Origin of the sequence: Pseudomonas sp. RG1, from assembly GCF_025910115.1 — a bacterium.
In the GTDB taxonomy this organism is placed as follows: Bacteria; Pseudomonadota; Gammaproteobacteria; order Pseudomonadales; family Pseudomonadaceae; genus Aquipseudomonas; species Aquipseudomonas atacamensis.
This window is the reverse complement of the sequence record NZ_JAPCIK010000040.1, coordinates 1-21,535: the sequence shown is the minus strand read 5'-3', so window position 1 is coordinate 21,535 and position 21,535 is coordinate 1. Positions and strand designations below refer to the sequence as shown.

At 60.3% G+C, this 21,535-nt stretch carries 26 protein-coding genes; 11 read left to right on the top strand and 15 right to left on the bottom strand.

Annotated features, from left to right (window positions below):
- Positions 1 to 46: 46 nt before the first annotated feature.
- Positions 47 to 739: a hypothetical protein gene (locus OK411_RS19570; protein ID WP_110601462.1), complete on the bottom strand. Its 693-nt coding sequence runs from the start codon at positions 737 to 739 to the stop codon at positions 47 to 49.
- 253 nt (positions 740 to 992) lie between these two features.
- Here OK411_RS19570 and OK411_RS19565 point away from each other — a divergent pair, with 253 nt between their 5' ends.
- The 5 genes from OK411_RS19565 (at position 993) to OK411_RS19545 (ending at position 5,549) form a co-directional block, all read left to right on the top strand.
- Positions 993 to 1,673 (top strand): response regulator, encoded by a 681-nt coding sequence (locus OK411_RS19565; protein ID WP_016770812.1) that lies wholly within the window; start codon positions 993 to 995, stop codon positions 1,671 to 1,673.
- Complete coding sequence (locus tag OK411_RS19560) at positions 1,673 to 2,995, top strand: ATP-binding protein (protein ID WP_038860405.1); 1,323 nt, start codon at positions 1,673 to 1,675, stop codon at positions 2,993 to 2,995. The genes OK411_RS19565 and OK411_RS19560 overlap by 1 nt, the downstream gene beginning before the upstream one ends.
- A 206-nt stretch (positions 2,996 to 3,201) precedes the next feature.
- A complete protein-coding gene (locus OK411_RS19555; RefSeq protein ID WP_052269100.1) occupies positions 3,202 to 3,723 on the top strand; it encodes a GNAT family N-acetyltransferase in 522 nt (173 codons plus the stop codon).
- Positions 3,724 to 3,829: 106 nt separating this feature from the next.
- Positions 3,830 to 5,242 carry an aspartate aminotransferase family protein gene (locus OK411_RS19550; RefSeq protein ID WP_264365559.1) on the top strand — a complete coding sequence of 471 codons (1,413 nt, stop codon included), beginning with the start codon at positions 3,830 to 3,832 and terminating at the stop codon, positions 5,240 to 5,242.
- 82 nt (positions 5,243 to 5,324) lie between these two features.
- Positions 5,325 to 5,549 (top strand): MbtH family protein, encoded by a 225-nt coding sequence (locus OK411_RS19545; protein WP_016770808.1) that lies wholly within the window; start codon positions 5,325 to 5,327, stop codon positions 5,547 to 5,549.
- A gap of 176 nt (positions 5,550 to 5,725) precedes the next feature.
- On the opposite strand, the gene OK411_RS19540 is transcribed toward OK411_RS19545, so the two are convergent.
- The 10 genes from OK411_RS19540 to soxR all read right to left on the bottom strand — a co-directional run bounded on the left by OK411_RS19540 (position 5,726) and on the right by soxR (position 13,228).
- Positions 5,726 to 6,631, bottom strand: coding sequence for a metal ABC transporter substrate-binding protein (locus OK411_RS19540; RefSeq protein WP_264365558.1), 906 nt, complete (start codon positions 6,629 to 6,631; stop codon positions 5,726 to 5,728).
- Positions 6,632 to 7,531 carry a metal ABC transporter permease gene (locus OK411_RS19535; protein ID WP_007917717.1) on the bottom strand — a complete coding sequence of 300 codons (900 nt, stop codon included), beginning with the start codon at positions 7,529 to 7,531 and terminating at the stop codon, positions 6,632 to 6,634. It lies immediately after the preceding gene.
- Entirely contained in the window at positions 7,531 to 8,244 is a 714-nt protein-coding gene (locus tag OK411_RS19530; protein ID WP_163012731.1) for a metal ABC transporter ATP-binding protein, read from the bottom strand. Before OK411_RS19530 ends, OK411_RS19535 begins: the two co-directional genes overlap by 1 nt.
- A gap of 134 nt (positions 8,245 to 8,378) precedes the next feature.
- Positions 8,379 to 9,308, bottom strand: a complete 930-nt coding sequence (locus OK411_RS19525; RefSeq protein ID WP_016770804.1) for a metal ABC transporter substrate-binding protein — start codon at positions 9,306 to 9,308, stop codon at positions 8,379 to 8,381.
- A gap of 35 nt (positions 9,309 to 9,343) precedes the next feature.
- Positions 9,344 to 9,919, bottom strand: coding sequence for a DUF6162 family protein (locus OK411_RS19520; RefSeq protein WP_264365557.1), 576 nt, complete (start codon positions 9,917 to 9,919; stop codon positions 9,344 to 9,346).
- Positions 9,916 to 10,254 carry a hypothetical protein gene (locus tag OK411_RS19515; protein WP_101155631.1) on the bottom strand — a complete coding sequence of 113 codons (339 nt, stop codon included), beginning with the start codon at positions 10,252 to 10,254 and terminating at the stop codon, positions 9,916 to 9,918. The genes OK411_RS19520 and OK411_RS19515 overlap by 4 nt, the downstream gene beginning before the upstream one ends.
- Positions 10,251 to 10,793 carry a hypothetical protein gene (locus tag OK411_RS19510; RefSeq protein ID WP_016770801.1) on the bottom strand — a complete coding sequence of 181 codons (543 nt, stop codon included), beginning with the start codon at positions 10,791 to 10,793 and terminating at the stop codon, positions 10,251 to 10,253. Before OK411_RS19510 ends, OK411_RS19515 begins: the two co-directional genes overlap by 4 nt.
- Entirely contained in the window at positions 10,790 to 11,989 is a 1,200-nt protein-coding gene (locus tag OK411_RS19505) for a PepSY-associated TM helix domain-containing protein (RefSeq protein WP_016770800.1), read from the bottom strand. The genes OK411_RS19510 and OK411_RS19505 overlap by 4 nt, the downstream gene beginning before the upstream one ends.
- A 215-nt stretch (positions 11,990 to 12,204) precedes the next feature.
- Positions 12,205 to 12,663, bottom strand: a complete 459-nt coding sequence (locus tag OK411_RS19500; protein WP_095182163.1) for a VOC family protein — start codon at positions 12,661 to 12,663, stop codon at positions 12,205 to 12,207.
- A gap of 112 nt (positions 12,664 to 12,775) precedes the next feature.
- On the bottom strand, positions 12,776 to 13,228 hold the full coding sequence (gene soxR, locus OK411_RS19495; protein ID WP_122507474.1) for a redox-sensitive transcriptional activator SoxR: 453 nt from the start codon (positions 13,226 to 13,228) through the stop codon (positions 12,776 to 12,778).
- 92 nt (positions 13,229 to 13,320) lie between these two features.
- Here soxR and OK411_RS19490 point away from each other — a divergent pair, with 92 nt between their 5' ends.
- The 5 genes from OK411_RS19490 (at position 13,321) to OK411_RS19470 (ending at position 18,019) form a co-directional block, all read left to right on the top strand.
- Positions 13,321 to 13,683, top strand: a complete 363-nt coding sequence (locus OK411_RS19490; protein WP_110601450.1) for an antibiotic biosynthesis monooxygenase — start codon at positions 13,321 to 13,323, stop codon at positions 13,681 to 13,683.
- Between the two features lie 101 nt (positions 13,684 to 13,784).
- Positions 13,785 to 14,054 (top strand): hypothetical protein, encoded by a 270-nt coding sequence (locus OK411_RS19485; RefSeq protein WP_016770723.1) that lies wholly within the window; start codon positions 13,785 to 13,787, stop codon positions 14,052 to 14,054.
- Between the two features lie 101 nt (positions 14,055 to 14,155).
- Complete coding sequence (locus tag OK411_RS19480; protein ID WP_024013660.1) at positions 14,156 to 14,770, top strand: LysE family translocator; 615 nt, start codon at positions 14,156 to 14,158, stop codon at positions 14,768 to 14,770.
- Positions 14,771 to 14,975: 205 nt separating this feature from the next.
- Positions 14,976 to 16,142 (top strand): aminotransferase class V-fold PLP-dependent enzyme, encoded by a 1,167-nt coding sequence (locus tag OK411_RS19475; protein WP_264365556.1) that lies wholly within the window; start codon positions 14,976 to 14,978, stop codon positions 16,140 to 16,142.
- 68 nt (positions 16,143 to 16,210) lie between these two features.
- Complete coding sequence (locus tag OK411_RS19470) at positions 16,211 to 18,019, top strand: aminopeptidase P family protein (protein ID WP_264365555.1); 1,809 nt, start codon at positions 16,211 to 16,213, stop codon at positions 18,017 to 18,019.
- Positions 18,020 to 18,063: 44 nt separating this feature from the next.
- Here OK411_RS19470 and OK411_RS19465 read toward each other — a convergent pair whose 3' ends face one another.
- Positions 18,064 to 18,660 carry a 2-hydroxychromene-2-carboxylate isomerase gene (locus OK411_RS19465; RefSeq protein WP_264365554.1) on the bottom strand — a complete coding sequence of 199 codons (597 nt, stop codon included), beginning with the start codon at positions 18,658 to 18,660 and terminating at the stop codon, positions 18,064 to 18,066.
- A gap of 41 nt (positions 18,661 to 18,701) precedes the next feature.
- Positions 18,702 to 19,430, bottom strand: coding sequence for an SDR family oxidoreductase (locus tag OK411_RS19460; protein ID WP_024013656.1), 729 nt, complete (start codon positions 19,428 to 19,430; stop codon positions 18,702 to 18,704).
- 91 nt (positions 19,431 to 19,521) lie between these two features.
- Between OK411_RS19460 and OK411_RS19455 the strand changes: the two genes are divergently transcribed.
- The gene (locus OK411_RS19455) at positions 19,522 to 20,091 is read left to right on the top strand and encodes a TetR/AcrR family transcriptional regulator (protein ID WP_071173071.1); all 570 of its coding nucleotides are present in this window, start codon (positions 19,522 to 19,524) and stop codon (positions 20,089 to 20,091) included.
- Here the strand turns inward: OK411_RS19455 and OK411_RS19450 are convergent, their stop codons facing one another.
- Both OK411_RS19450 and rhtA read right to left on the bottom strand, forming a co-directional pair.
- Complete coding sequence (locus tag OK411_RS19450) at positions 20,092 to 20,373, bottom strand: hypothetical protein (protein WP_039759777.1); 282 nt, start codon at positions 20,371 to 20,373, stop codon at positions 20,092 to 20,094.
- Positions 20,374 to 20,542: 169 nt separating this feature from the next.
- The gene (gene rhtA / locus OK411_RS19445) at positions 20,543 to 21,430 is read right to left on the bottom strand and encodes a threonine/homoserine exporter RhtA (RefSeq protein ID WP_016770790.1); all 888 of its coding nucleotides are present in this window, start codon (positions 21,428 to 21,430) and stop codon (positions 20,543 to 20,545) included.
- Positions 21,431 to 21,535: the final 105 nt, after the last annotated feature.

The following is a 21,535-nucleotide window of genomic DNA, read 5'->3' as shown; positions in this document are numbered from 1 at the left end:
AACCGATAATTAACCCTATCCTACTAGGCTCGCCGGGATTGACCAATCAGCCGCGCAGCAGGCCGGGCCAATTACCGTCATCAATGGTTCTGGGGCCGGCAACGAGTCGGTCGGACTGAATGTTGTAAGTGAGGTACTGATTGTTGGTCAGGAAGATATACCAGTAACTGTCTGCAAATGTCCGGTCATTCTGCGCCGCGGTGATTATCCGGTCCTTGTAAGGTTTCAGCGCGGCCAGCTGATATTCGCCGAAACGGTTGTACTTGACGGTCTTGGCCTTGTAGTCGAAAGACAGGTAGTGGCCGTCATCGAGGATGAATCGAAACAGGAAAGGATGGCCGGTCAGTTGAAACCAGGTGCCGGCGATGATCTTGTCAAAATATGGAAGAATCGGCTTCCATACCGAGTCGGCTACCTTGTAGAAGGCGGCAACTTTATCGCTGTCCTGATCGTATTTGCAGACCATCGGAGTTGTTCCGTCATAAAAGAAAAGCCAGGCAATATCCTCGTCACTTCCGGCGTTCCAGCCGAAGGAAGTGGTAGTCAAGCCAAAGCGCAGATCTTTGGTATACGGGGCAAAGTTGTCCCAGTTGCCTGCCGTGGCGGCTGGATAATTGGACGGGACACTATTGTCGCCAAGATCAAAGCGCGAATAGGTATCGGTGTCCTTGAAGAAAAAATAAATTCGATCAGGGCCGGAGCGCCAGTCTATGGCAACAAAGTTATTCAAGTTGGTCATGTTTAAAAGTCCATTTAAGTGTGGGGTTGAAGTTGCCAGTTGAAACTAGATGAAGTTGCGATGGCGATAAAGGCTGGAATTGTTTCTGAATGGATAGCGGGGTAATAAAGTTTGCATGGCAGGCTCGCGTGGGTTGCTGGGCTGCGACAACCTGACTGCATTCTCTTGCAGCTTTGCGAAGTCGACGTGTGCCGCCATAATTGCCCCTTAATCCTTGCCTGCTTCACTCGCCTTTTTTATTTCCGGAGCCCCTATGCACGTACTGGTTTGCGAAGACGATGAGCTGATCGCCAGCGGCATCGTCGCCGGGCTCAAGGCACAGGGCCTGACCGTCGAGCACGTCAACACCGCGTCCAAGGCGCGGGCGATGCTCAAGGTCGCCGAATTCGACGTGATGGTTCTCGATCTCGGCTTGCCCGACGAAGATGGCCTAAAGTTGCTCCAGCAATTGCGGCAGAGCGGCCTGGAAATCCCGGTTCTCATCCTCACTGCCCGTGACTCGGTGACCGACCGTGTCGACGGTCTGCAGGCCGGCGCTGACGACTACCTGCTCAAGCCTTTCGACCTGCGCGAACTGTTCGCTCGCTTGCAAACGCTGTTGCGCCGCGTGGCCGGGCGCAGTGTCAATCTGATCGAGCACGGCGCGCTGACCTACGACCCGAGCAGCCGCGAAACCCGCCTCGCCGGGCAACCGGTGGACCTGTCGCGCCGCGAGCAGTCGCTGTTGCAGGCATTGCTGCACAATCGCGGCCGGGTGCTGTCCACCGAGCAACTGAAGGACAGCGTCTACGGCTTCAACGATGAACTGGAAAGCAACGCACTGAACGTGCATATCCATCACCTACGCAGCAAGCTTGGCAAAGGCATCGTCGAAACCGTGCGTGGTCTGGGCTATCGCCTTGGGCCTGCCGATGGCGGAGAGCAAGGCAAGTGATGAGTCTGCGCCTGCGCCTGAGTCTGACGCTCGGCGCTGCCTTCGCGCTGATCTGGGCGCTGGCGGCAGCGTGGATGCTCAGCGATCTGCGCAATCAGATGATGTTCTCCCTCGACCAGCGTCTGGTCGCTTCGGCGCGCATGGTCGCCGGCTTGCTCGAGCAATTGCCGACGCTGCCGAGCAAGGGCGAGGGCACCCACTTCAGCGCTGAACAGCTGAATATTCCTGGCGGCATGGCCTGTCAGGTCAGCTCATTGCGCGGCGAGATTCTTGCGCGAAGCCATAACAACCCCGAGCAAGCGCTGGAAGCCGAGAAAATGGGCTTTCACGATCAGATGATCGACGGCGCACCGTGGCGCAGTTTCACCCTGGCCCGGGGCGATGTGCGCATCACTACGGCGGATCGGCAGATCGAGCGCGAAGCCTTGAACATGTCGATTCTGCTCGCTGCTTCGGTGCCGGTGGGTGTGGCGTTGCTGGGCTGCCTGTGTTTGTTGTGGCTGGGGATTGGTCAGGGTCTTGCACCACTCAATCGTCTGCGCGAGGCGCTGATGCGGCGCAATGCCGATTCCCTTGAGCCCTTGCAGTTGCAGGCGTTTCCCAGCGAATTAAAGCCGTTGCTGGAAACCCAGAATCAATTGTTCCAGCGCATCGGCAAGACCATCGAGCGTGAACGTCGCTTGACCGGTGACGCCGCGCATGAACTGCGCAGTCCGCTGACGGCGATCAAGACCCACCTGCAAGTCGCGCGCATGACCGACGGCAGTGCCCGCGATCAGTCGCTGGCCCGCGCCGAGGAGGGCGCCGATCGCTTGCACCGCACCCTTGAACAGTTGCTGTTGCTGGCGCGGGTCGAAGGCAGTCTGTCGTTTGATGACGGCTCGCAATGCAGCGCCGAGCAAGTGGCCCGACTGGCGATCCAGGACGCCACTGGCGGCGAGCGGCTGCGGATCAAACTGCACGTGCCGGACGACCTGTCCGCCGCACCGCTGCAAATGCCTGCGGTGCTGGCGATTGCTGCACTGCGTAACCTGCTCGACAACGCCCTGCGCCATACGCCTGAAGATTGCGCGGTCGAGGTCCATCTGGAAAACATCGGCAATCGCGTGCGTTTTGTCGTGCGTGACCATGGCCCCGGCATTGCGCCAGATGATTTGCAGCATCTGACCCAACGCTTCTGGCGCAACGGCCAGAGCACCGGTTGCGGGCTGGGGCTGGCAATTGTCCAGGCGATCGTTCAGCGCTGTGATTGTGCCCTGCATTTCGACAGCCGCCCGGATGGCTTGCGGGTCGAACTGACCATGCCGTTGCAAACCCTCTGACCGTTCCCTGTGGGAGCGAGCCTGCTCGCGAATGCGGTAACTCACTCGACATCGACGTTGACTGGTCCGACGCTTTCGCGAGCAGGCTCGTTCCCAAAAAAAACATGTTCTGGCACATCAAATGTAACTTTTCGGCGGTCGCTATCCGCCAGGGTTGGGGCTAAGGTCAACCCAGCTTTGACTCAATGGATTGAGAGAACTGCGCCATGGAAGCACCCGTCTGCATACGTCCGGCCACCCTGGCCGACACCGGCATCATCAACCGCATTGTCGAGCGCTCGATCCGCATCGGATGTGCACTCGATCACCGCAACCATCCACTTCTCGTCAGCGACTGGCTCAACCGTTCTCCCGCCGATTTCATCAGTAGCCGGCTCGCCGACCCACATTTCTATCTCTGCGTCGCTTTGCTTGAAGACAAACCGGTCGGTGTCGGCATGGCCCGGGTCAGTGGCGAAATCCTGCTGTGTTACGTCCAGCCGGAATCCTTCCGCCGAGGCGTCGGCAGAGCGCTGATGCACAATCTCGAGGGTTGGTTGCGCATTCGTGGTGTGCAGCATGTGCACCTCAACAGCACGCGCACCGCCGAGGCGTTCTATCGGCATCTGGGTTACCAACAGGCAGCGCCACCCGGCCACTCCATCGGCCTGCAAACCGTGCCGCTGCGCAAACCTTTGTCCTCACCGGCCGAACAACTCGATCAAGGGTGTAAATCCGCACCGCGCTGAAGCGTTTCCAGAACAGGAAAACCTGCAAGTGCGCCCCGCGACCGGAACGCGCACCTGTCGGTGTGCTGTTCTGGTCACTATCCATAGCGAATTGAGGGGTCGAGAGATGTCAGTCGCCACCAGTGTTATCGAAGCGTCGTCGGCCCGGGTCGCCTCGGCGCCGGCGGAAACCTTGTACGAATTCAACGAATCACCGTTGCTGGCGCGACAGAGCCGGCAGGAGTCCAACGCGCGCAGTTACCCTCGGCGTATTCCCTTGGCGCTCAAGCGTGCCAAGGGCCTGTATGTCGAGGATGTTGAAGGACGTACATTCATCGACTGCCTGGCTGGAGCCGGCACGCTGGCGCTGGGGCATAACCACCCGGTGGTGATAGAGGCGATCCAGCAGGTGCTGGCCGATGAGCTGCCGCTGCACACCCTCGACCTGACTACGCCGGTCAAGGATCAATTCGTCCAGGACCTGTTCGGACTGCTGCCGACGGAGTTGGCGGCGCAAGCGAAAATCCAGTTCTGCGGCCCGACCGGCACCGACGCCGTGGAAGCAGCGCTGAAACTGGTGCGCACCGCAACCGGGCGCAGCACCGTGCTGTCATTTTCCGGCGGTTATCACGGCATGAGCCAAGGTGCGTTGAGCCTGATGGGCAGCCTGGGGCCGAAAAAACCATTGGGTGCGTTGCTCAGCAACGGCGTGCAGTTCATGCCTTTTCCCTACGATTACCGTTGCCCGTTCGGTCTGGGCGGCGCAGCGGGCGTCAACGCCAATCTGAGTTATCTGGAAAGCCTGCTCAACGATCCCGAGGCCGGCGTGCAATTGCCGGCGGCGGTGATCGTTGAGGCGGTACAGGGTGAGGGCGGGGTGATACCGGCGGACATCGAGTGGTTGCGCGGCTTGCGCCGGATCACCGAGAAGGCCGGTGTGGCGTTGATCGTTGATGAGATCCAGAGCGGTTTCGCCCGTACCGGCAAGATGTTTGCCTTTGAACACGCGGGTATCGTTCCGGATGTGGTTGTACTGTCCAAAGCCATCGGTGGCAGCCTGCCGTTGGCGGTGGTGGTTTACCGCGACTGGCTCGACACCTGGCAACCCGGCGCCCATGCCGGCACGTTCCGCGGCAATCAGATGGCCATGGCCGCCGGTTCAGCGGTGATGCGCTATCTGGTGGAGCACAAGGTTTGCGAGCACGCCGCCGCCATGGGTGATCGACTCAGCGAGCATCTGCACATCCTGCAACGCGACTTTCCGCAACTCGGCGATATTCGTGGTCGCGGCCTGATGCTCGGCGTTGAGCTGGTCGACCCGAACGGCGCGCCCGACGCGCTCGGTCATCCGCCAGCGTTTGCGCGTCTGGCGCCGCTTGTGCAGCGTGAATGCCTCAAGCGTGGCCTGATTCTGGAGCTGGGCGGTCGCCATGGCGCAGTGGTGCGCTTCCTGCCGCCGCTGGTGATCACTGCCGCGGAAATCGACCGGGTGGCCGAGATCTTCGGTCGCGCATTGGCCGCTGCCACCACCGCGCTGTAAATTTTTCCGCGCGGCGAACGTTCTTTCTACATACCCGGCTGCATTCTTTGTGCAGCCGACCTTACAACGATGGAGAACCAGCATGACGTCAGTATTCGACCGCGAGGACATCCTCTTTCAGGTCGTGGTCAACCACGAAGAGCAATACTCGATCTGGCCCGATTACAAAGCTGTGCCGCAAGGCTGGCGCACGGTGGGCAAGAGCGGCCTGAAAAAGGAATGCCTGGCCTATATCGAAGAAGTCTGGACCGACATGCGCCCGTTGAGCCTGCGCCAGAAGATGGATGCGCAAGTCGCGGCGCAATAAGCGACCGGGCAAAAGAAACCCGCTGGACCAGTGATGGTCAGCGGGTTTTTTCATGTCTGGAGAGTGACGTTGTGGGTGCGGGCCTCTTCGCGAGCAGGCTCGCTCCCACAGTTGAAACGCGATCCCTTGTGGGAGCGAGCCTGCTCGCGAAGAACGATTACGCGGATTTACTGAAACTACGCTCCGCTCAACCCCTTGAGCAACAAATCCACATTCCCCTCCAGCTCCGCCAGCGGATCTGCCGCATCGGTACTCAACACCACCAAGCGGCTGCCGGATTCGGCAATCGCCGCTTTCACCGGCTCCGCGGGCTGGCGATGGTGCAGCACCACCGCCACGTCATTGTCCTTGAGCGTCGCTGTCAGCTTCTTCAACTCCTCTGGCGTCCAATCGGCATCGGGACGCGCATCCTGTCCCGCCAGTTCAAGGTTGAGGCTGCCAATCAGATAGCCGAAGTGATCGCTCAGGCTCATCACGCTCAGGTTGTCCGCCTCGGCCAGACGCGCTTCGGTGTCCGCGCTGAGTTTCAGCAAACGCTGTTTCAACGCCGCCAGGTTGGCTTCGATTGCAGGCTTGGCGCTCGGCGCCAGGCGCACCAGGTCTGCAGCCATCACATCGGCCATGCGCCCCATGTTGTTGCTCGCCAGCCATGGCTGACTGTTCAGACCATCAACCTGCAGGGCCGGCTGCACGGCGATGCCGGGCAGGGCGCCGTCGACCGGTCGCGCAGCGTCGACTTCGACGATACGGATATTGCTGCGCCGCGCGATCGGGTACAGCGGATCATCGGCCCACAGCGAACGCAGACCGATTACCGCGTCCGCGTCGGTGGCCAGTTTGCTCAGCGCCGGAGCGCCACGGCCGGTGAAATACGCAGTCTGACGGCTACCCGGAAGGTTGGCCGGCGCCGCACGTTCGAGTTTGACGTCGGTACCCTTGAGCAATGCTTCGCCCAATCCATAGGTGATCGGTAACGAGGCCAGAACGCGCAACGGTTTCGCAGTTTCAGCCGCCAGCAACGGAGTGCAGACCACGGCACACAGGGCCATGGCCAGAGTCAGGTTACGTAGTGAAAAAGCCATTTATCCAAGGTTCCCTTTCAGGCTGGGGACGACGCCGCGCGCAATGGCGGCGAGGGCGAAAGCGATGCCGGCGACCAGAATGATCGCGGCGCCGGACGGGATCGGCAGATCGAATACGATCGGCGCAAGAATCCCGCACAGGGTGCTGACGGTAGCGATCAGCACCGAGCACCAGAAAAACCCTTTCAGCGACTGACTGAGCAAGCGCGCCGCTGCCGCCGGAATCACCAGCAAGGCACCGACCAGAATCGCGCCAATCACCTTCACTGCCGCGACGGTGATCAAGGTCACCAGGATCACGAACAGGTAATCCAGGGTCTTCACCGCTACGCCACGCACCGCCGCCAGTTGCGGATTGAAACTGGCGAGCATGATGCGGTTGTACAGCGGCAGGGCGAGGGCCATGACCAGCGAACCGACGATGGCCAGCACCGCCAGATCATTGCCGTTGACGGTCAACACCGAACCGAACAGCACGTTTTCCAGAATGTGCACGTTGATTTTGCCGGCAAGAATCAGCAGCAGGCTCGCGCCCAGGGCCAGCGACACCGAGAGAAACACGCCGATCAGCGTATCCGGTGCCAGCCCTGTGCGGTTGCGCAAGTAATTGAGCAGGATGCCGAACAGCAGGCAGTAGCCAAACAGGCTGCCGTACGGGCCGGTGTAGGGTTCGCCGAGCAGAATGCCGATGGCAACACCGGTCAACGCGGCATGGCCGACTGCTTCGGAAAAGAACGCGAAGCGCTTGACCACCACCAGCGTACCGAGCCCGCCCAGCACCGGGCCGATCAGTAGGCCGGCGAGCAAGGCGTTGACGACAAAACCGTAGGCCAGCGCTTCCGGCAGATAACCGGAAGACGCCCAACCCTGGACCATCAAACGAAAGGCTTCGTAGCTCATCAGACCGCGCTCCGTGGATGGGTGGAAAACAGCGTCAGCAGACGTTCCGGAGTCAGCGCCTGTTGCGGTGTGGCATCGAACAGCACGCGGCGGTTGAGACCGGTAACCCGATCGGCCAGCCGACCCACCGCCTCCAGGTCATGTTCGATCCACAACACCGTGATGCCCGCCGCGCGCCAGTCAGTCAGCAGACGTTCGAACACCTGGATCCCGGCCTCATCGAGGGCCGACATCGGCTCGTCGAGCACCAGCAATTGCGGCGCCGGAATCAAGCCCTGCGCGAGCAGCACCCGCTGCCGCTCGCCGCCGGACAGCGCGCCCATGCGGCGCTTGCGCTTGTCCTGCATGCCGACCCGCTCCAGTGCCTCGCCGATGGTGCCGGCGTAGTGTTTGCTCAAACCGAGAAAGGCTGGGCGGCGCTGACACATGGCAGCCATGAAATCGTCGACGGTCATCGGCAAGCCGCGATCGAACTCCAGCGCCTGCGGAACGTAACCAATGGTGCCGGGCTCGCCGGGCCAGTGCAGGCTGAGCTGGCCCTGATGCGGCATCTGCCCGAGCAGGGTCTTGATCAGCGAACTCTTGCCACCGCCGTTGGGGCCGACCAGCGCATGCACGCTGCCGGGCTGCACCTGGAAAGTGACCTTGTCGAGAATCGTCGTGCGCCCCAGCGTCAGGCTCACTTCCGTAAACTCCAGCGATGGCCCGGTCATCCCCTGTGGGAGCGAGCCTGCTCGCGAATGCGGAGTGTCATTCAGCGGAGATGTCGCCTGATCCGGCGCCTTCGCGAGCAGGCTCGCTCCCACAGGCGGTTCAGCGTGATCGGCGATCAAGGTTTCCTTCGATGTCATGCCCCCGACTCCTGAATCGCCCGAACCACGGTGTTGAGGTTGCCGGTCATTTCCTTTTCGTACTTGTCGGCGGTGTATTCGCCGTAGGAAATGTGCGACAGCGGGTACAGCTTCACCCCGGATTCGCGCTGGATGGTGTCGACGTAGCTGGACGGGAAATCCATCTCCGAGAAGATCACTTTGACGTCGAGTTCACGCAACTGGTCGATGGTCTTTTTCAGCTGACTCGGGCTTGGCTCGATGCCGTGGGCGGGCTCGACCACGGCCGTCACTTCCAGACCGAATTCACGCAAAAGATAGTCGTAAGCCGCATGCACTGTGGCCACGCGCAGTTCGGCGTTGGGTGCCTGGGTCAGTTTGGCCAACGCGTCGGCGCGCATCTGCCGCAGGCGTTTGCCATAGGCGCGCGCGTTTTGCGTGTAGATCTTGGCGTTGTCCGGATCGATCTTGCCCAGCTCGCGGGCGATGTTGTTGACCTGGGCGATGGAGGCGCTGATCGACAGGAACGTGTGCGGATTGACCACTTTGCCGGCGCCGCGCGCAGCGACACCGGTGGCCGCCAGCAATGGCACGTTTTCGTTCGCTTCGATGGTTTTGACGTTGGGTGTTTCGCTGGCGGCGATCATCCGGTCTGCGAAGTCGTCATGGCCGACGCCGTTGAGCACGATCACGTCCAGTCCGCTGATGCGCTTGATGTCTTCGGCGCGCGGTTCGTAGGCGTGCGGATTGAAGCCCGCAGGAATCAGCGGCACCACTTCGGCCTTGTCGCCGACGATGTTGGCGACGTAGCTGTAATACGGATGCAGAGTGATGCCGATACGCAGGCGTTTGCCTTGCTCGGCGCTGGCCAACGGGCTCAGCAGGCAGGCGCACAGGCCAAGCAGAAACAGGCGTAACAAGGGGCGGCGAGGAGATGAAATGGACATGGGCAAGCAGTCTTCTCTCGGATAAAGGCGAGGAATCAATGGCGATGTTCGCGGGTAACCCCGGCATCGAATTGCGCGACGATCTGTTTCCAGCCAGCGGCGGACAGCGCGGCGTCAGACAGATCCTCAGCAGCTGCGGAATCGGCGCTGCGGTTCAGCCAGATGTCCGGCGCCGCGTTGGCGTCGGTGCCGACACGCATCAGAAACGAGCCGGCGACGTCAGGCGTCGCACTCCGACCGAAATAGGCGCGATCGGCGAACATCTGCCATGCGTGACCGCCACGGCTGACCGAACTGGCATCCTGCGCGAACGGCGCAAAGCCTTCGTCGGCGAGCATTTGTGGCGTCGGCAGGGCTTGTTGCTCTTCGCGCAGCAAGCGGATTTCGTCGAGGGTCACTCGCAGGTCGGCATAGATGCCTTGCTCGGCGGCGCTGAGATCGCGGCGGGCGTCGTACTGGTTGCTCGCGACCGGCTCCGGATCATGGGAAACCCCGCGCCACGCCACCACCGAGCCGGCGACCGCGAGGATCAGCAGGCACAACAGCAGCACGTTGAGGGTTTCATGGCCGGCGCCGGCCGGGCGTACCACTTGCGTCGTCGGGCTACTCATGGGGCTTCGATATCCGCCTGGTCGATTTCCACAACGTGGCCTGGGCCGGCATCGAACAGCACATAGAACTCACTGCCGGGCTTCTTGAACGTCAGCGTCGAGTCATCACCCAATTTGCCCGGCACCAGAATGGTTTCGTCGTAGCCGATCACGTCGAGGGTCACCCCCGGCGCACCGCTGCCGTCGGAGAAACCGCCGGTGCATTTGATCTGTTCGGCATCGATGGCTTTGCATTCGCACATCGGGTTGTGCGCCAGGGCGCTGGCGCTGAAACCGGCGCTCAGCAGCAGCGCGGCGCTGGCGAGCAAACGGGTGTGAAGGGGTGAGCGAGTCATGGTTTGGCTCCTTGTTTGTTCAGCCACGCAACCGTGGCGGGGGAGGCTTGGCTCAGGGGAATCGCGGCCTGGTGCATGCTGCCGTCCCAGCCTTCCATGGTGATCCACAGCTCGGCGTCAGGTTTGGTCTTTGCCGGGATCGGCATTTGCGTGCCCATGCGATAAGGCGTACCGAAGAAGATCGTGCCAGCGGCGCGCAGACTGCGCGGCTTGCCGATGCGCAGGTAAGTAGCCTTGACCTGTTCGACGCAGGTATCACAAACGGCGGCAGTGAAATCCTTCATATAGCCGGCCGGACCGCTCAGGTGCGGTGCCTCGTCGCGCAGTTCGGCCAGGCGCAGGCTCCACGGGCCGACCTGAACCGTGCCTATTTCTCGTTGGCCCAGGCCACTGTCGCCGCGAAACAGCGAGGCATCGGCAAAGTATTTCGGCATGAAGCCCAGCGGGATCAGCAACAGCAGGACATTGATGTGGAAACGCCACTTGTGCCAGAAACGCGACAGGCGCGAGGGCGGTGTGACCGAGATGGCTTTGTTCACAGGCTCGCCTCCGAAGGTTCACGGCGCAGCGCCGGTTGGGCGGTGACGCGGTTTTTCTTGTCCTCGCGTTTCAGCGCATTGGCGGTGGCCAACGCGGTGCGCTTGGTCCAGATCAGCAGGCCGCTGAGGATCATCATGCTCAGCAACAGACCGAAGAAGAACCAGATCAGTTTGATCCAGATGCCGCCGAAGTCGCCGGTGTGCAGCGGGCGCATGGATTCGGTGACGAATTCCAGCGAGGAGCGATCGGACAGCAACCGTGAGGAGGCCATTTCGCCGTTGTACGGGTTGAGAGTCGCGGTCTGATACATCAGCGGATACCAGCCACGGCCGCTGACGCTCATGTGCGAGTAGGCATTGCCCGGCAGGTTGACGTAGCTGGCTTCCAGCCCCGGAATCTTCTGCTGGGCGATTTCGATGGCGCGGTCCAGGCTGATGCGCGGCGGCGGGGTGCCGGCGGCCGAGATCGGCACACTTTCGCGGGACATCGCCGGAATGATCGGTTCGCTGGAAATGGAAATCTGGTTATCGAACAGGATCGCCTTGATCAGGAACCAGATGCCGGTGATGGAAATCACCGCGATGAACCAGATCGACCAGATGCCGCACAGGCGATGAAAGTCGCCCCAGAAAATCCGCGCGCCGTGGCGCACGCGCAGTGTCGGGCGCAGGAAACCTTTCCAGAAGCGCTTGTACACCACCAGCCCGGTAATCAGCGACACCAGCATCGGCACGCCGAGCAGCGACACCAGATACCAGCCCCAGCTGTAACCATTGGTGAACGGCACCAGCCACCAGCCATGCAGGGCGCGGGTGAACGCTTTGAAATCAAAGGCCGGCGCGGTGCCCTGGATGACCCCGGTGTACGGATTGACATAGACCGTCAACGAGCGCCCGTCGGGGTAGCTGACTTCGACATCGAGGGCAAAGTGCGACTCGTCCGGACGATTGATGCTCTGCACCAGGGTTTGCGGCTCGGCCTGTTTGATCGCGGCGAGAATCTGGTCGTAGCTCAGTCGCGGCGCGTCGTCCGACGGCTGACTGGCGCGCATTTGCGGGTTGGCCAGCCAGACAATCTCCTGGCTGACCACCGCCAGCGTGCCGGTGACACAGACGATCAACACAAAGAACCAGATCGGCAACGCCAGCCAGCTATGCACCAGGAACCACAGTTTGGAACGGGATTTCTTCGACATGATTGCGCGTCTTGATTGCGGTGGAAGGGGCCGGGCTACGGGCTTCGCAGCACGGAACTCCCCGGGAGGCCGTTCGTGGCTTTTGCCTACGCGAACGGCCTGCATTCCTATAAGACGGATGAGCGAAGAAAATCCCGAAAGCGTATATGAAAGTAAATGTTTCGCAATTACATCGCCAGTGCATTTTTTGCCGGTCGATCCGAGGCAAAAAGCCCTCAGCCTTGGCTGAACATCTCCATCGCACGCTGGCGAATCTGCTCTTCGCTCAGATCCTCTTTGTGCGTGGCGAGAAACCACAGATGGCCGAACGGATCTCTCAGCGTGCCGCTGCGATCACCGTAAAACTGGTCTTTGACCTCGGAGACGCTTTGCGCCCCGGCATCCAGTGCTTGTTGAAAGGACTGGTCGACATCGGTGACATACAGATGCAAACCAATCGACACCGCTTGCTGCGGATTACTCAGCGGTCCTTGATCGCAAGGCGTGCCGAGCATGATCGCGCTGTCGCCGATGCGCAGCTCGGCGTGGCCGATGTTGCCGTCGGGCATGGTCAGGCGCATGACTTCGCTGGCATTGAAGGCTTTCTTGTAGAACTCGATGGCCTCGGCGGCCTGTTGGATGCCGAGATACGGGGTAATGCTGTGATACCCCTCGGGAATGGGTTTGACGCTCATGACGTTCTCCCTGTTTTTGTTTTCAACAGACGTGGTTACACCGGATTTACCCGGAGCAATCACTATAGAACCGTCCTTACTGCACATGTTTTCCGCCGACGAGCAGCAATCATTACTCATCGCGAAAGTGCGGGCCTGGCCCTCGGTCACCGAGCATGTCGCCTTTATTGCGTAACGGACACGCCTCCATGGACAGACAGCCGCAGCCGATGCACCCGGTGAGCTGATCGCGCATCAGCGTCAATTGCCTGATTCGTTCATCGAGTTCGCGCTGCCATTGTTCAGATAGCGTTTTCCAGTCAGCTGCAGACGGCGCGCGATCCTGCGGCAGGATTTTCAGCGCTTCGCCGATTTCCGCCAACGGTATCCCCAGCCGTTGCGCGACTTTGATCAACGCCACCCGGCGCAGGACGGCGCGCGGATAGCGGCGCTGGTTGCCGGCATTGCGTTCACTCTTGATCAAACCTTTGGCTTCATAAAAATGCAGCGCCGTGACCGCGACGCCACTGCGCGCCGCAACCTCACCCACGGTGAGAGGCTTGTGCACCTGCTCCTTGCTGATCATGCGGAAAATACTCTTGACCTTGACTTAACTAGAGGTTTTACCCTGCAGCTCTTCGGGTCGCAAGGCTCGCTTCAAGATGAGTGGGGCTTTCCATGAGCAATCGCAGCTTTACCCAATTGATCGAATTCGAAATCGAACCCCGCCAGCAAGCAGCGCTGGTCACGGCACTGGCCACGCAGACCGAGGGGCTGGCCCAGCGTTACGACGGGTTTCTCAGCGCCAGCGTGCAGGCCAGCGACGACGGCCGCCGCGTGCTGAGCTTTTTGCAATGGCAGAGCCGCGAAGCGGGGGAGGCGGCGTTTCGCAGTTTCGAAAGCGGCGAGGAGGATTTCTGGCAATTGATCCGTACCCATCGGGCGAAAACCGTGACCTTCAACTCGTTCCAGGTGCACAGCAGTATCGCCCGCAGCCACGACGACGCGCTGCACTGCCGTTTGCCGGTCAGCCAGTATTAGCGCAAAGCTGATAGCCACTATTGAGAGCGTTGATTTCTGCGCGAGCGTGCCCGGGCGTAGCCTTTCTCCATCGACCCCACATTGCTCGCCAGGACGCTCCCATGAACCGTTTACTGACTGTTTCGCTGATGCTCGCTGTTTCCGTACTCGCCGGTTGTGCCGGCCATGTTTCGCCCGAGCTGCGCCCTTACACCGCTGAAGAATCCCGCGAACTGGCGCTGGAAGCGCTGAACCGCAGCGGCTTGTCATTCGACGAATACCACGCGAAAAAAGCCCAATTGCTCGGCCAGCCGCAGAAGACTTTCGGCTTCGACCAACAGGGTGAGATGAGCGCCGAACGTGCCATACAGCTGCACGGTCGTCCGAGCTGAAAGCAAACTGTACTGCTTGAAGTTTTCCCTAACTGTCCGTGGGTTTGCCGGGCCGTGTGGGATAGGGTCAACAGCTGAACGACCCTGGATGGACTGCCTCGATGAACCTCTCGCTTGATCTGCTGTTGGGCTTTGCCCTTTTTGCCCTTGTCACCTCTATCACACCGGGGCCGAACAACACCATGTTGCTGGCGTCCGGAGTGAATTTTGGTTTCAACCGCACCATTCCGCACATGCTCGGCATCAGCTGCGGCTTCTTCCTGTTGGTGGTAGCGGTGGGCTTTGGCCTTGGCGCCGTGTTTCAGGCCTATCCGATTCTGTATACGGTGCTGCGTTATGTCGGCGCGGCGTATTTGTTGTATCTGGCGTGGAAGATCGCCCACTCCGGCCCGGTCGGCGACAGTGCCCACGGCGAGGCGAAACCGATCAGCTATCTGGGCGCCGCGGCGTTCCAATGGGTCAATCCCAAAGCGTGGATCATGGCAATCGGTGCCATCAGCACGTACACGCCGATGCAGGGTTATTTCTATAACGTCGTGATCATCGCGGCTGTGTTCGCCATCATCAATCTGCCCAGTGTCGGCCTGTGGGCGGCGTGCGGCACGCTGTTGCGCAATGTGCTGAAAGATCCGCGCTGGTTGCGCGTGTTCAATTGGGGCATGGCGGCGCTGTTGGTGATCTCGCTGTATCCGTTACTTCTCGAAAGCTTTCACTGACGCATTGCTTCAATCGCCGGCCCGTTGCCTGTTAAGCTCGGTTTCAGGAGCGTTCCTACGCACTTTTAAATGAAGCCCTACTTCTTTAACGGCATCCGATCAGGTATTGATGACGCTCTCGAACCCATGCACAGCTCACGAGGCTGTGCATTGTCGTTTGCAGACACGAGCCTCCTGATCCCGGAACACGCTCTGCGAGTCCTTTATGAACACACGTCCGTTGTATTTCGATTACGCCGCCACCACCCCGGTGGACGAGCGGGTCATCCAGGTGATGATCGAATGTCTGGGCTTTCACGGTAACTTCGGTAACCCGGCGTCCAGCTCCCACGCTTTCGGCCAGCAGGCCCGGCAGACGGTCGAGCAGGCACGTCGGCAAGTCGCCGATCTGGTCGGCGCGCAGCCTGAGCAGATTGTCTGGACCTCCGGTGCCACCGAATCCAACAACCTCGCCCTCAAAGGCGTCGCTCAGGCCCGTGGCATTCCCGGCGGCCATATCATTACCAGTCAGATCGAACACAAGGCCATTCTCGACACCGCGCGGCAATTGCAGGACTCGGGCATTGCCGTGACCTATCTGGTGCCGGACGCCCAAGGCTCGATCACGCCGCAAGCGGTCAGCGAAGCGATGCGTGACGACACCTTTCTGGTCTCGCTGATGCTGGTCAACAATGAGTTGGGCACGGTCAACGATGTCGAGGCGATTGGCGAAGTGGTGCGCACTCGGCAGGCGTTGTTTCATGTTGATGCGGCGCAAGGCGCCGGCAAAGTCGCGATCGACCTGAGCCGCTGGCCGGTGGATCTGATGTCGTTTTCCGCACACAAACTCTACGGCCCCAAGGGCATCGGCGCCTTGTATGTCGGCCCGCAGGCGCAGCGACGCTTGCAGGCACAGATCCACGGCGGCGGTCATGAAGGTGGCCTGCGCTCCGGAACCCTGGCGACTCATCAGATTGCCGGGATGGGCGCTGCTTTCGCTTTGGCCGCCGACGCATTCGATGAAGAGAAAAAATCCATCATCGCTTTGCGCGAACGCTTGCTCGAACAGCTTTTGAAGTTGCCCGGCGTGCGCCTCAATGGCAGTGCCTCGCAACGTATTCCGCACACCCTGAGCCTGACCTTCAGCGAGGGCGAGTTCAACAGCGCCGCATTGAGCCATTCGATCGCGTTTTCCGCGACGTCGGCGTGTAATTCCGCAAGTAATGCGCCGTCCCACGTGCTGCTCGCGCTCGGACACGATGCGCGGCTGGCGGGGCGCACCATTCGCTTGAGCCTCGGGCGGTTTACCACCGTTGAGGATGTCGACAAGGCCGTTGACCTGATCACCACCGCCTGTGCCAGTGCCCCGGCATTCTGGGCGGCAGGGCTCTAAACAGCAGACGCTTTCCATGGCCGCGAAGGCTACGAACAATAACGATGACGCGATTAGCAGGAGACATGATGAGTTCCCACACCTTGACCGAAGGATCGGTGCCTCAGCGCCTGGCGCATACCCGTGAACTGATGCGCCGCGAAGGCATCCATGCGCTGCTGGTGCCGTCCGCCGACCCGCATCTTTCGGAATACCTGCCGGGGTACTGGCAGGGCCGACAATGGCTGTCGGGTTTCCACGGTTCGGTCGGTACGCTGATCGTCACTGCGGATTTCGCCGGTGTGTGGGCCGACAGTCGTTACTGGGAACAGGCGACGAAAGAGCTCAACGGCAGCGGCATCGAACTGGTCAAGCTGCAACCGGGGCAACCGAGCCCGCTGGACTGGCTGGCCGAGCAAACCCCCGAGGGCGGCGTGGTTGCCGTGGATGGTGCGGTAATGGCGGTGGCTTCGGCGCGCACGCTGAGCAGCAAACTTGAAGTACGCGGCGCTCGCCTGCGCACCGATACCGACCTGTTGCAGGAAGTCTGGCGTGATCGCCCGAGCCTGCCGAACGCGCCGATCTATCAGCATCTGCCGCCACAAGCGACCGTCAGCCGTGGCGAGAAACTCGCGAAATTGCGCGAAACCTTGCAAGAGCGTGGCGCCGATTGGCATTTCATCGCCACCCTCGACGACATCGCTTGGCTGTTCAACCTGCGTGGCGGTGATGTTTCGTTCAATCCGGTGTTTGTTTCGTTCGCCTTGATCTATCAGCAACAGGCCACGCTGTTCGTGGCGCTGAGCAAGGTCGATGCCGATCTGCGCGCTGTGCTCGAACAGGATGGCGTAACGCTGCGTGACTACAGCGAAGTGGCCGATGCGTTGCGTGCTGTGCCGAGTGGCGCGAGCCTGCTGGTCGATCCGGCGCGAGTGACCACGGGGTTGCTGGATAACTTGGACAGTGGCGTGAAACTGGTCGAAGGCCTCAACCCGACCACGCTGGCCAAGTCGCAGAAAAGCGAAGCCGACGCGCAGCACATCCGTAAAGCCATGGAGCAGGATGGCGCGGCGTTGTGCGAATTCTTTGCCTGGCTGGAGTCAGCGTGGGGGCGCGAGCGCATCACCGAACTGACCATCGACGAGAAACTTACCGCTGCCCGTGAGCGGCGTCCCGATTACGTTTCGCTGAGCTTCAACACGATTGCCGCGTTCAACGCCAATGGTGCGATGCCGCACTATCACGCTACTGAAGAGGAGCATGCGTTGATCGAGGGTGATGGTCTGTTGCTCATCGATTCCGGTGGTCAATACCTCGGCGGTACCACAGACATCACGCGCATGGTCCCGGTGGGTACGCCGACTCAGGAGCAGAAACAGGATTGCACGCGCGTGTTGAAAGGCGTGATTGCGCTGTCGCGGGCACGATTTCCGAAAGGCATTCTGTCGCCGCTGCTCGACGCCATCGCTCGTGCGCCGATCTGGGCTGACAACGTCGACTACGGTCACGGCACGGGTCATGGCGTGGGCTATTTCCTCAACGTTCACGAAGGTCCGCAAGTGATCGCTTATCAAGCGGCACCGGCACCGCAGACGGCGATGCAGCCGGGGATGATCACGTCGATCGAACCCGGCACTTATCGCCCGGGCCGCTGGGGCGTGCGCATCGAGAACCTGGCGATGAACCGCGAGGCCGGCAGCAGCGAATTCGGCGACTTCCTCAAGTTCGAAACCCTGACGCTGTGCCCGATCGATACTCGCTGCCTGATTGCTGACCTGCTGACTCAGGAAGAAAAGCAGTGGCTCAATGCTTATCACAGTGAAGTACGCGAGCGTCTGAGCCCGTTGCTGGATGGCGCGGCGCTGAGCTGGCTGAACGAGCGCACTGTGGCCATTTGATCGATTTACCCAAGGCACCGCTCGCGGTGCCTTGGGTCTCGGCTTCAATCCTGGCGCAATGCCTCTTCCAGGAAGTCGAGTCGATCCTGACCGAAGAACAACTGATCGCCAATGAACATGCTTGGGGCACCGAAAACGCCGCGCTTGATGGCGGCTTCGGTGTTTTCCTTGAGTGCGGCTTTTACTGATTCATCATTGGTCAGCGCCATTATCTCTTGGGGGTCGAAGCCGTTTTCAGTCAGCACGGCGGCAACGGTTTGGGCATCGTTGAGGTTACGGCCTTCTACCCAAAGCGCCTTGAACAGGCAATCGACGAACTCGGCGAAACGCTGCGGCTGGCGCATCTGCATGCCAGTGACGGCACGCATCAGTATCAGCGTGTTGATTGGAAAGTGCGGATTGAATCTGAGCTGTACGCCGTAGCGTTTGGCGAAGCGATCGAGGTCCTGAAACATGTAGCGGCCCTTGGCCGGAATCATTGCCGGCGAAGCGTTGCCGGTGGCTTTGAACACGCCACCCAACAGCATCGGGATGTAGTTCAGTTCGCTCTGGGTATCGGCGCAGATTTTCGCTAGCTGGGTGTGCGCCAGATAGGTGGTGGGGCTGCCGAGGTCGAAATAGAATTCCACGGTTTTCGTCATGATCAAATCGCTCTCTTATTGTTGTAATGAGGGGGGAGGGCTTACCAGCGTTCGTTCCATGGGCGCAGGTCCAGCTCGAAGGTCCAGGCATCCCGTGGCTGACTGTGCAGATACCAATAGTTTTCAGCGATGTGCCCTGGATCGAGAATGCCGTCCTGATCCTTGGTCGCGTATTTCTCGGGAAAGCTGTCGCGGATGAAGTCGGTATCGATCGCACCATCAACTACGACGTGGGCGACATGAATGTTCATCGGCCCCAACTCTCTCGCCATGCTTTGCGCCAGTGCGCGGATGCCGTGTTTGGCTCCGGCGAAAGCGGCAAATCCAGAAGCACCGCGCAGCCCGGCCGTGGCACCAGTGAACAGAATCGTGCCGCGCTGCCGAGTGACCATGCGCTTGGCCACTTCACGGGCATTGAGAAAACCGGAGAAGCAGGCCATCTCCCAGATCTTGAAATATTTGCGCGCGGTTTCTTCGAGAATGCTGCAGGGCACGTTGGCGCCGATGTTGAAGACAAAGGCCTCGATCGGGCCGACGCGGGTTTCGATATCTTCGATCAAGGCGATGACGTCATCTTCCTTGCGCGCATCGCAGGCAAAACCATGGGCCTCACCGCCCTCAGCGATGATTGCGTCAACCAGAGGCTGCAATTTGTCGGCGCTGCGCCGGGTCACGCAGGCTATAAACCCCTCACTGGCAAAGCGCTTGGCAATTGCCCCGCCGGTGGCATCACCGGCACCGACAACCAACACGACCTTCTTGTTATTCATGGGTGAATCCCTTTGGGTTAACGATCGTTTAGTTAACGAACGTTATGCTAGGATTCGGGCAGCGTCAAGGCGATCTACTTCAGGAGATGACATGCGTTATTCGGCCGGACACAAATCGGAAACCCGCGAACGATTGCTGCAAAGCAGCGCGCTGTCGGCAAAGAAATCGGGGTTTTCCACGGTGGGCGTGGATGGCCTGATGAAAGCCATCGGTTTGAGTGGCGCCGCGTTCTACAGCCACTTTTCATCCAAGGATGCGTTGTTCGCTGCCATCGTCGAGCGAGAGTTGAGTGAAAGTCTTGAGCGCCTTGGTGGCCAGGGCGGTGCAGATCGGCAGCGGCTGGAGCGTTGTCTGAAGCAGTACCTGAGCATGGCCCACGTCGAGCAACCCGAGGCCGGTTGCGCGCTGCCGACATTGGGCGCGGAGATTGCCCGTGCCGATGTACTGGTGCGTGAGCAGGCTGAAGAATGGATCTGCCGCCTTCAGCAGGGCTGGGCCGAGATACTGGAAAGCGAGAGTCTGGCCTGGTCGGTGCTGTCGCAATGCGTGGGTGCATTGGTGGTCGCGCGGATGCTGGCAACACCGGACGTGCAGCGTACGGTGTTGCGCTCGAGTCACGAGGAAATTACGCGTCAGCTCGCTTTGCCACGAGCCGAGTAGTTATTTGCAGATGACGATCATGCTGCGGCTGGTATAACCGGCGGGGTTCAGGCCGAACGGATAATCGCCAGGTTCTTCCACGGCGTCCCCGGATTTGGCGATCACCTTGTAGCCCTTGGGCGCGCAGGAATTGGCGGCGCTGGTGTAGCACTTGTCCCATGAGGAGGAAAGTCCGGAACAGTTGATGTGCAGCCCCTTCTTGCCGCGTTTGACCTGGGTTTCCGAGGTCGCTGCGCAACTCGCGATCGCCAGCAGGGCGATCAGTAGCAAAATTCGTTTCATTACCATCCTTAATAGCGGCCGCGAGTCTGGTGCTCGGGTCTGCCTGTATTCGCTCGCGTTTGCAGCGTTGTGCCGTCCTTTGCGAAAAAATCCATGCCTGGCGATGGGTTACGAAGCTAAACATGGCCTAAATGAGCGCCAATTACCAGACCCCACTTTCTATAACGCTTCAGTCGGCCGCGACAGCAGGCTTTGCTCCGCTGCCCATGGTCATGGTTGCGCCCACTGACGCCAGAATAATGCACAGGATGGCCAGCCATTGTGACAATGAAAGGTATTCCTGGAGAAAAAGCAGACCTGACAATGCTCCGAAGGCCGGTTCGATACTCATGAGCGTGCCGAAGGTGCGCGCGGGCATACGCGTCAGGGCGACCATCTCCAGGGTATAGGGCAGGGCGGTGGACAGAATGGCGACGCCGATAGCGATCGGAATCAGCGATGGTGTAAGCAGCGCAGCGCCGGCATGAACAATGCCGATTGGCGCCACAAACAGCGCGGCGATCATCACGCCGAGGGCTGCCGTCGTCACCCCGTTGTCGGCGCCGGCCTTTTGCCCGAACAAAATGTACAGCGCCCAGCAGACCCCGGCGCCCAGCGCGTAGCCCGCTCCGACCAGGTCAATACCGGCAGTGGTTGCCCCGGTGGGTATCAATAGAAGCAAGCCGGCGGCAGCAAGCGCAATCCATACAAAATCGATGGCGCGGCGAGAGGCATATATAGCTACAGCCAGAGGGCCGGTGAATTCCAGCGCAACGGCGATACCTAGCGGCACTGTGCGCAGCGACATATAGAAGAGGAAGTTCATTCCGCCCAATGCCATTCCGTAGACGATCACGGTACGAAGAGACTTGGCGGTCAGCTTTGCACGCCATGGGCGCAGTATCAGCAGCATGATCACGCTGGCAAAGATCAAGCGAAGAGTGGTTGTTCCTTGCGCGCCGATAATGGGGAACATGCTTTTGGCCAGAGAAGCGCCCGACTGGATGGACGCCATAGCTATCATGAGCAGGCAAACCGGAAACAATGTGGAAGCAAGGGAGCGAGGTTGATCATTCATTGCGCGGCAGCATCCAAGGCAAAAACACAGTATTGTTGTGGTAGTGGGCAATATACTGCGCATTGGATGGGGGCGCGTCTATATATAGAAAGCGTTTTTGCTGAT

Excerpts from the sequence above, each read along its gene's own strand:
- OK411_RS19570 (WP_110601462.1), bottom strand. The coding sequence starts at position 739 with ATGACCAACTTGAATAACTTTGTTGCCATAGACTGGCGCTCCGGCCCT.
- OK411_RS19565 (WP_016770812.1), top strand. The coding sequence starts at position 993 with ATGCACGTACTGGTTTGCGAAGACGATGAGCTGATCGCCAGCGGCATC.
- OK411_RS19560 (WP_038860405.1), top strand. The coding sequence starts at position 1,673 with ATGAGTCTGCGCCTGCGCCTGAGTCTGACGCTCGGCGCTGCCTTCGCG.
- OK411_RS19555 (WP_052269100.1), top strand. The coding sequence starts at position 3,202 with ATGGAAGCACCCGTCTGCATACGTCCGGCCACCCTGGCCGACACCGGC.
- OK411_RS19550 (WP_264365559.1), top strand. The coding sequence starts at position 3,830 with ATGTCAGTCGCCACCAGTGTTATCGAAGCGTCGTCGGCCCGGGTCGCC.
- OK411_RS19545 (WP_016770808.1), top strand. The coding sequence starts at position 5,325 with ATGACGTCAGTATTCGACCGCGAGGACATCCTCTTTCAGGTCGTGGTC.
- OK411_RS19540 (WP_264365558.1), bottom strand. The coding sequence starts at position 6,631 with ATGGCTTTTTCACTACGTAACCTGACTCTGGCCATGGCCCTGTGTGCC.
- OK411_RS19535 (WP_007917717.1), bottom strand. The coding sequence starts at position 7,531 with ATGAGCTACGAAGCCTTTCGTTTGATGGTCCAGGGTTGGGCGTCTTCC.
- OK411_RS19530 (WP_163012731.1), bottom strand. The coding sequence starts at position 8,244 with ATGACCGGGCCATCGCTGGAGTTTACGGAAGTGAGCCTGACGCTGGGG.
- OK411_RS19525 (WP_016770804.1), bottom strand. The coding sequence starts at position 9,308 with ATGTCCATTTCATCTCCTCGCCGCCCCTTGTTACGCCTGTTTCTGCTT.
- OK411_RS19520 (WP_264365557.1), bottom strand. The coding sequence starts at position 9,919 with ATGAGTAGCCCGACGACGCAAGTGGTACGCCCGGCCGGCGCCGGCCAT.
- OK411_RS19515 (WP_101155631.1), bottom strand. The coding sequence starts at position 10,254 with ATGACTCGCTCACCCCTTCACACCCGTTTGCTCGCCAGCGCCGCGCTG.
- OK411_RS19505 (WP_016770800.1), bottom strand. The coding sequence starts at position 11,989 with ATGTCGAAGAAATCCCGTTCCAAACTGTGGTTCCTGGTGCATAGCTGG.
- OK411_RS19500 (WP_095182163.1), bottom strand. The coding sequence starts at position 12,663 with ATGAGCGTCAAACCCATTCCCGAGGGGTATCACAGCATTACCCCGTAT.
- soxR (WP_122507474.1), bottom strand. The coding sequence starts at position 13,228 with ATGATCAGCAAGGAGCAGGTGCACAAGCCTCTCACCGTGGGTGAGGTT.
- OK411_RS19490 (WP_110601450.1), top strand. The coding sequence starts at position 13,321 with ATGAGCAATCGCAGCTTTACCCAATTGATCGAATTCGAAATCGAACCC.
- OK411_RS19485 (WP_016770723.1), top strand. The coding sequence starts at position 13,785 with ATGAACCGTTTACTGACTGTTTCGCTGATGCTCGCTGTTTCCGTACTC.
- OK411_RS19480 (WP_024013660.1), top strand. The coding sequence starts at position 14,156 with ATGAACCTCTCGCTTGATCTGCTGTTGGGCTTTGCCCTTTTTGCCCTT.
- OK411_RS19475 (WP_264365556.1), top strand. The coding sequence starts at position 14,976 with ATGAACACACGTCCGTTGTATTTCGATTACGCCGCCACCACCCCGGTG.
- OK411_RS19470 (WP_264365555.1), top strand. The coding sequence starts at position 16,211 with ATGAGTTCCCACACCTTGACCGAAGGATCGGTGCCTCAGCGCCTGGCG.
- OK411_RS19465 (WP_264365554.1), bottom strand. The coding sequence starts at position 18,660 with ATGACGAAAACCGTGGAATTCTATTTCGACCTCGGCAGCCCCACCACC.
- OK411_RS19460 (WP_024013656.1), bottom strand. The coding sequence starts at position 19,430 with ATGAATAACAAGAAGGTCGTGTTGGTTGTCGGTGCCGGTGATGCCACC.
- OK411_RS19455 (WP_071173071.1), top strand. The coding sequence starts at position 19,522 with ATGCGTTATTCGGCCGGACACAAATCGGAAACCCGCGAACGATTGCTG.
- OK411_RS19450 (WP_039759777.1), bottom strand. The coding sequence starts at position 20,373 with ATGAAACGAATTTTGCTACTGATCGCCCTGCTGGCGATCGCGAGTTGC.
- rhtA (WP_016770790.1), bottom strand. The coding sequence starts at position 21,430 with ATGAATGATCAACCTCGCTCCCTTGCTTCCACATTGTTTCCGGTTTGC.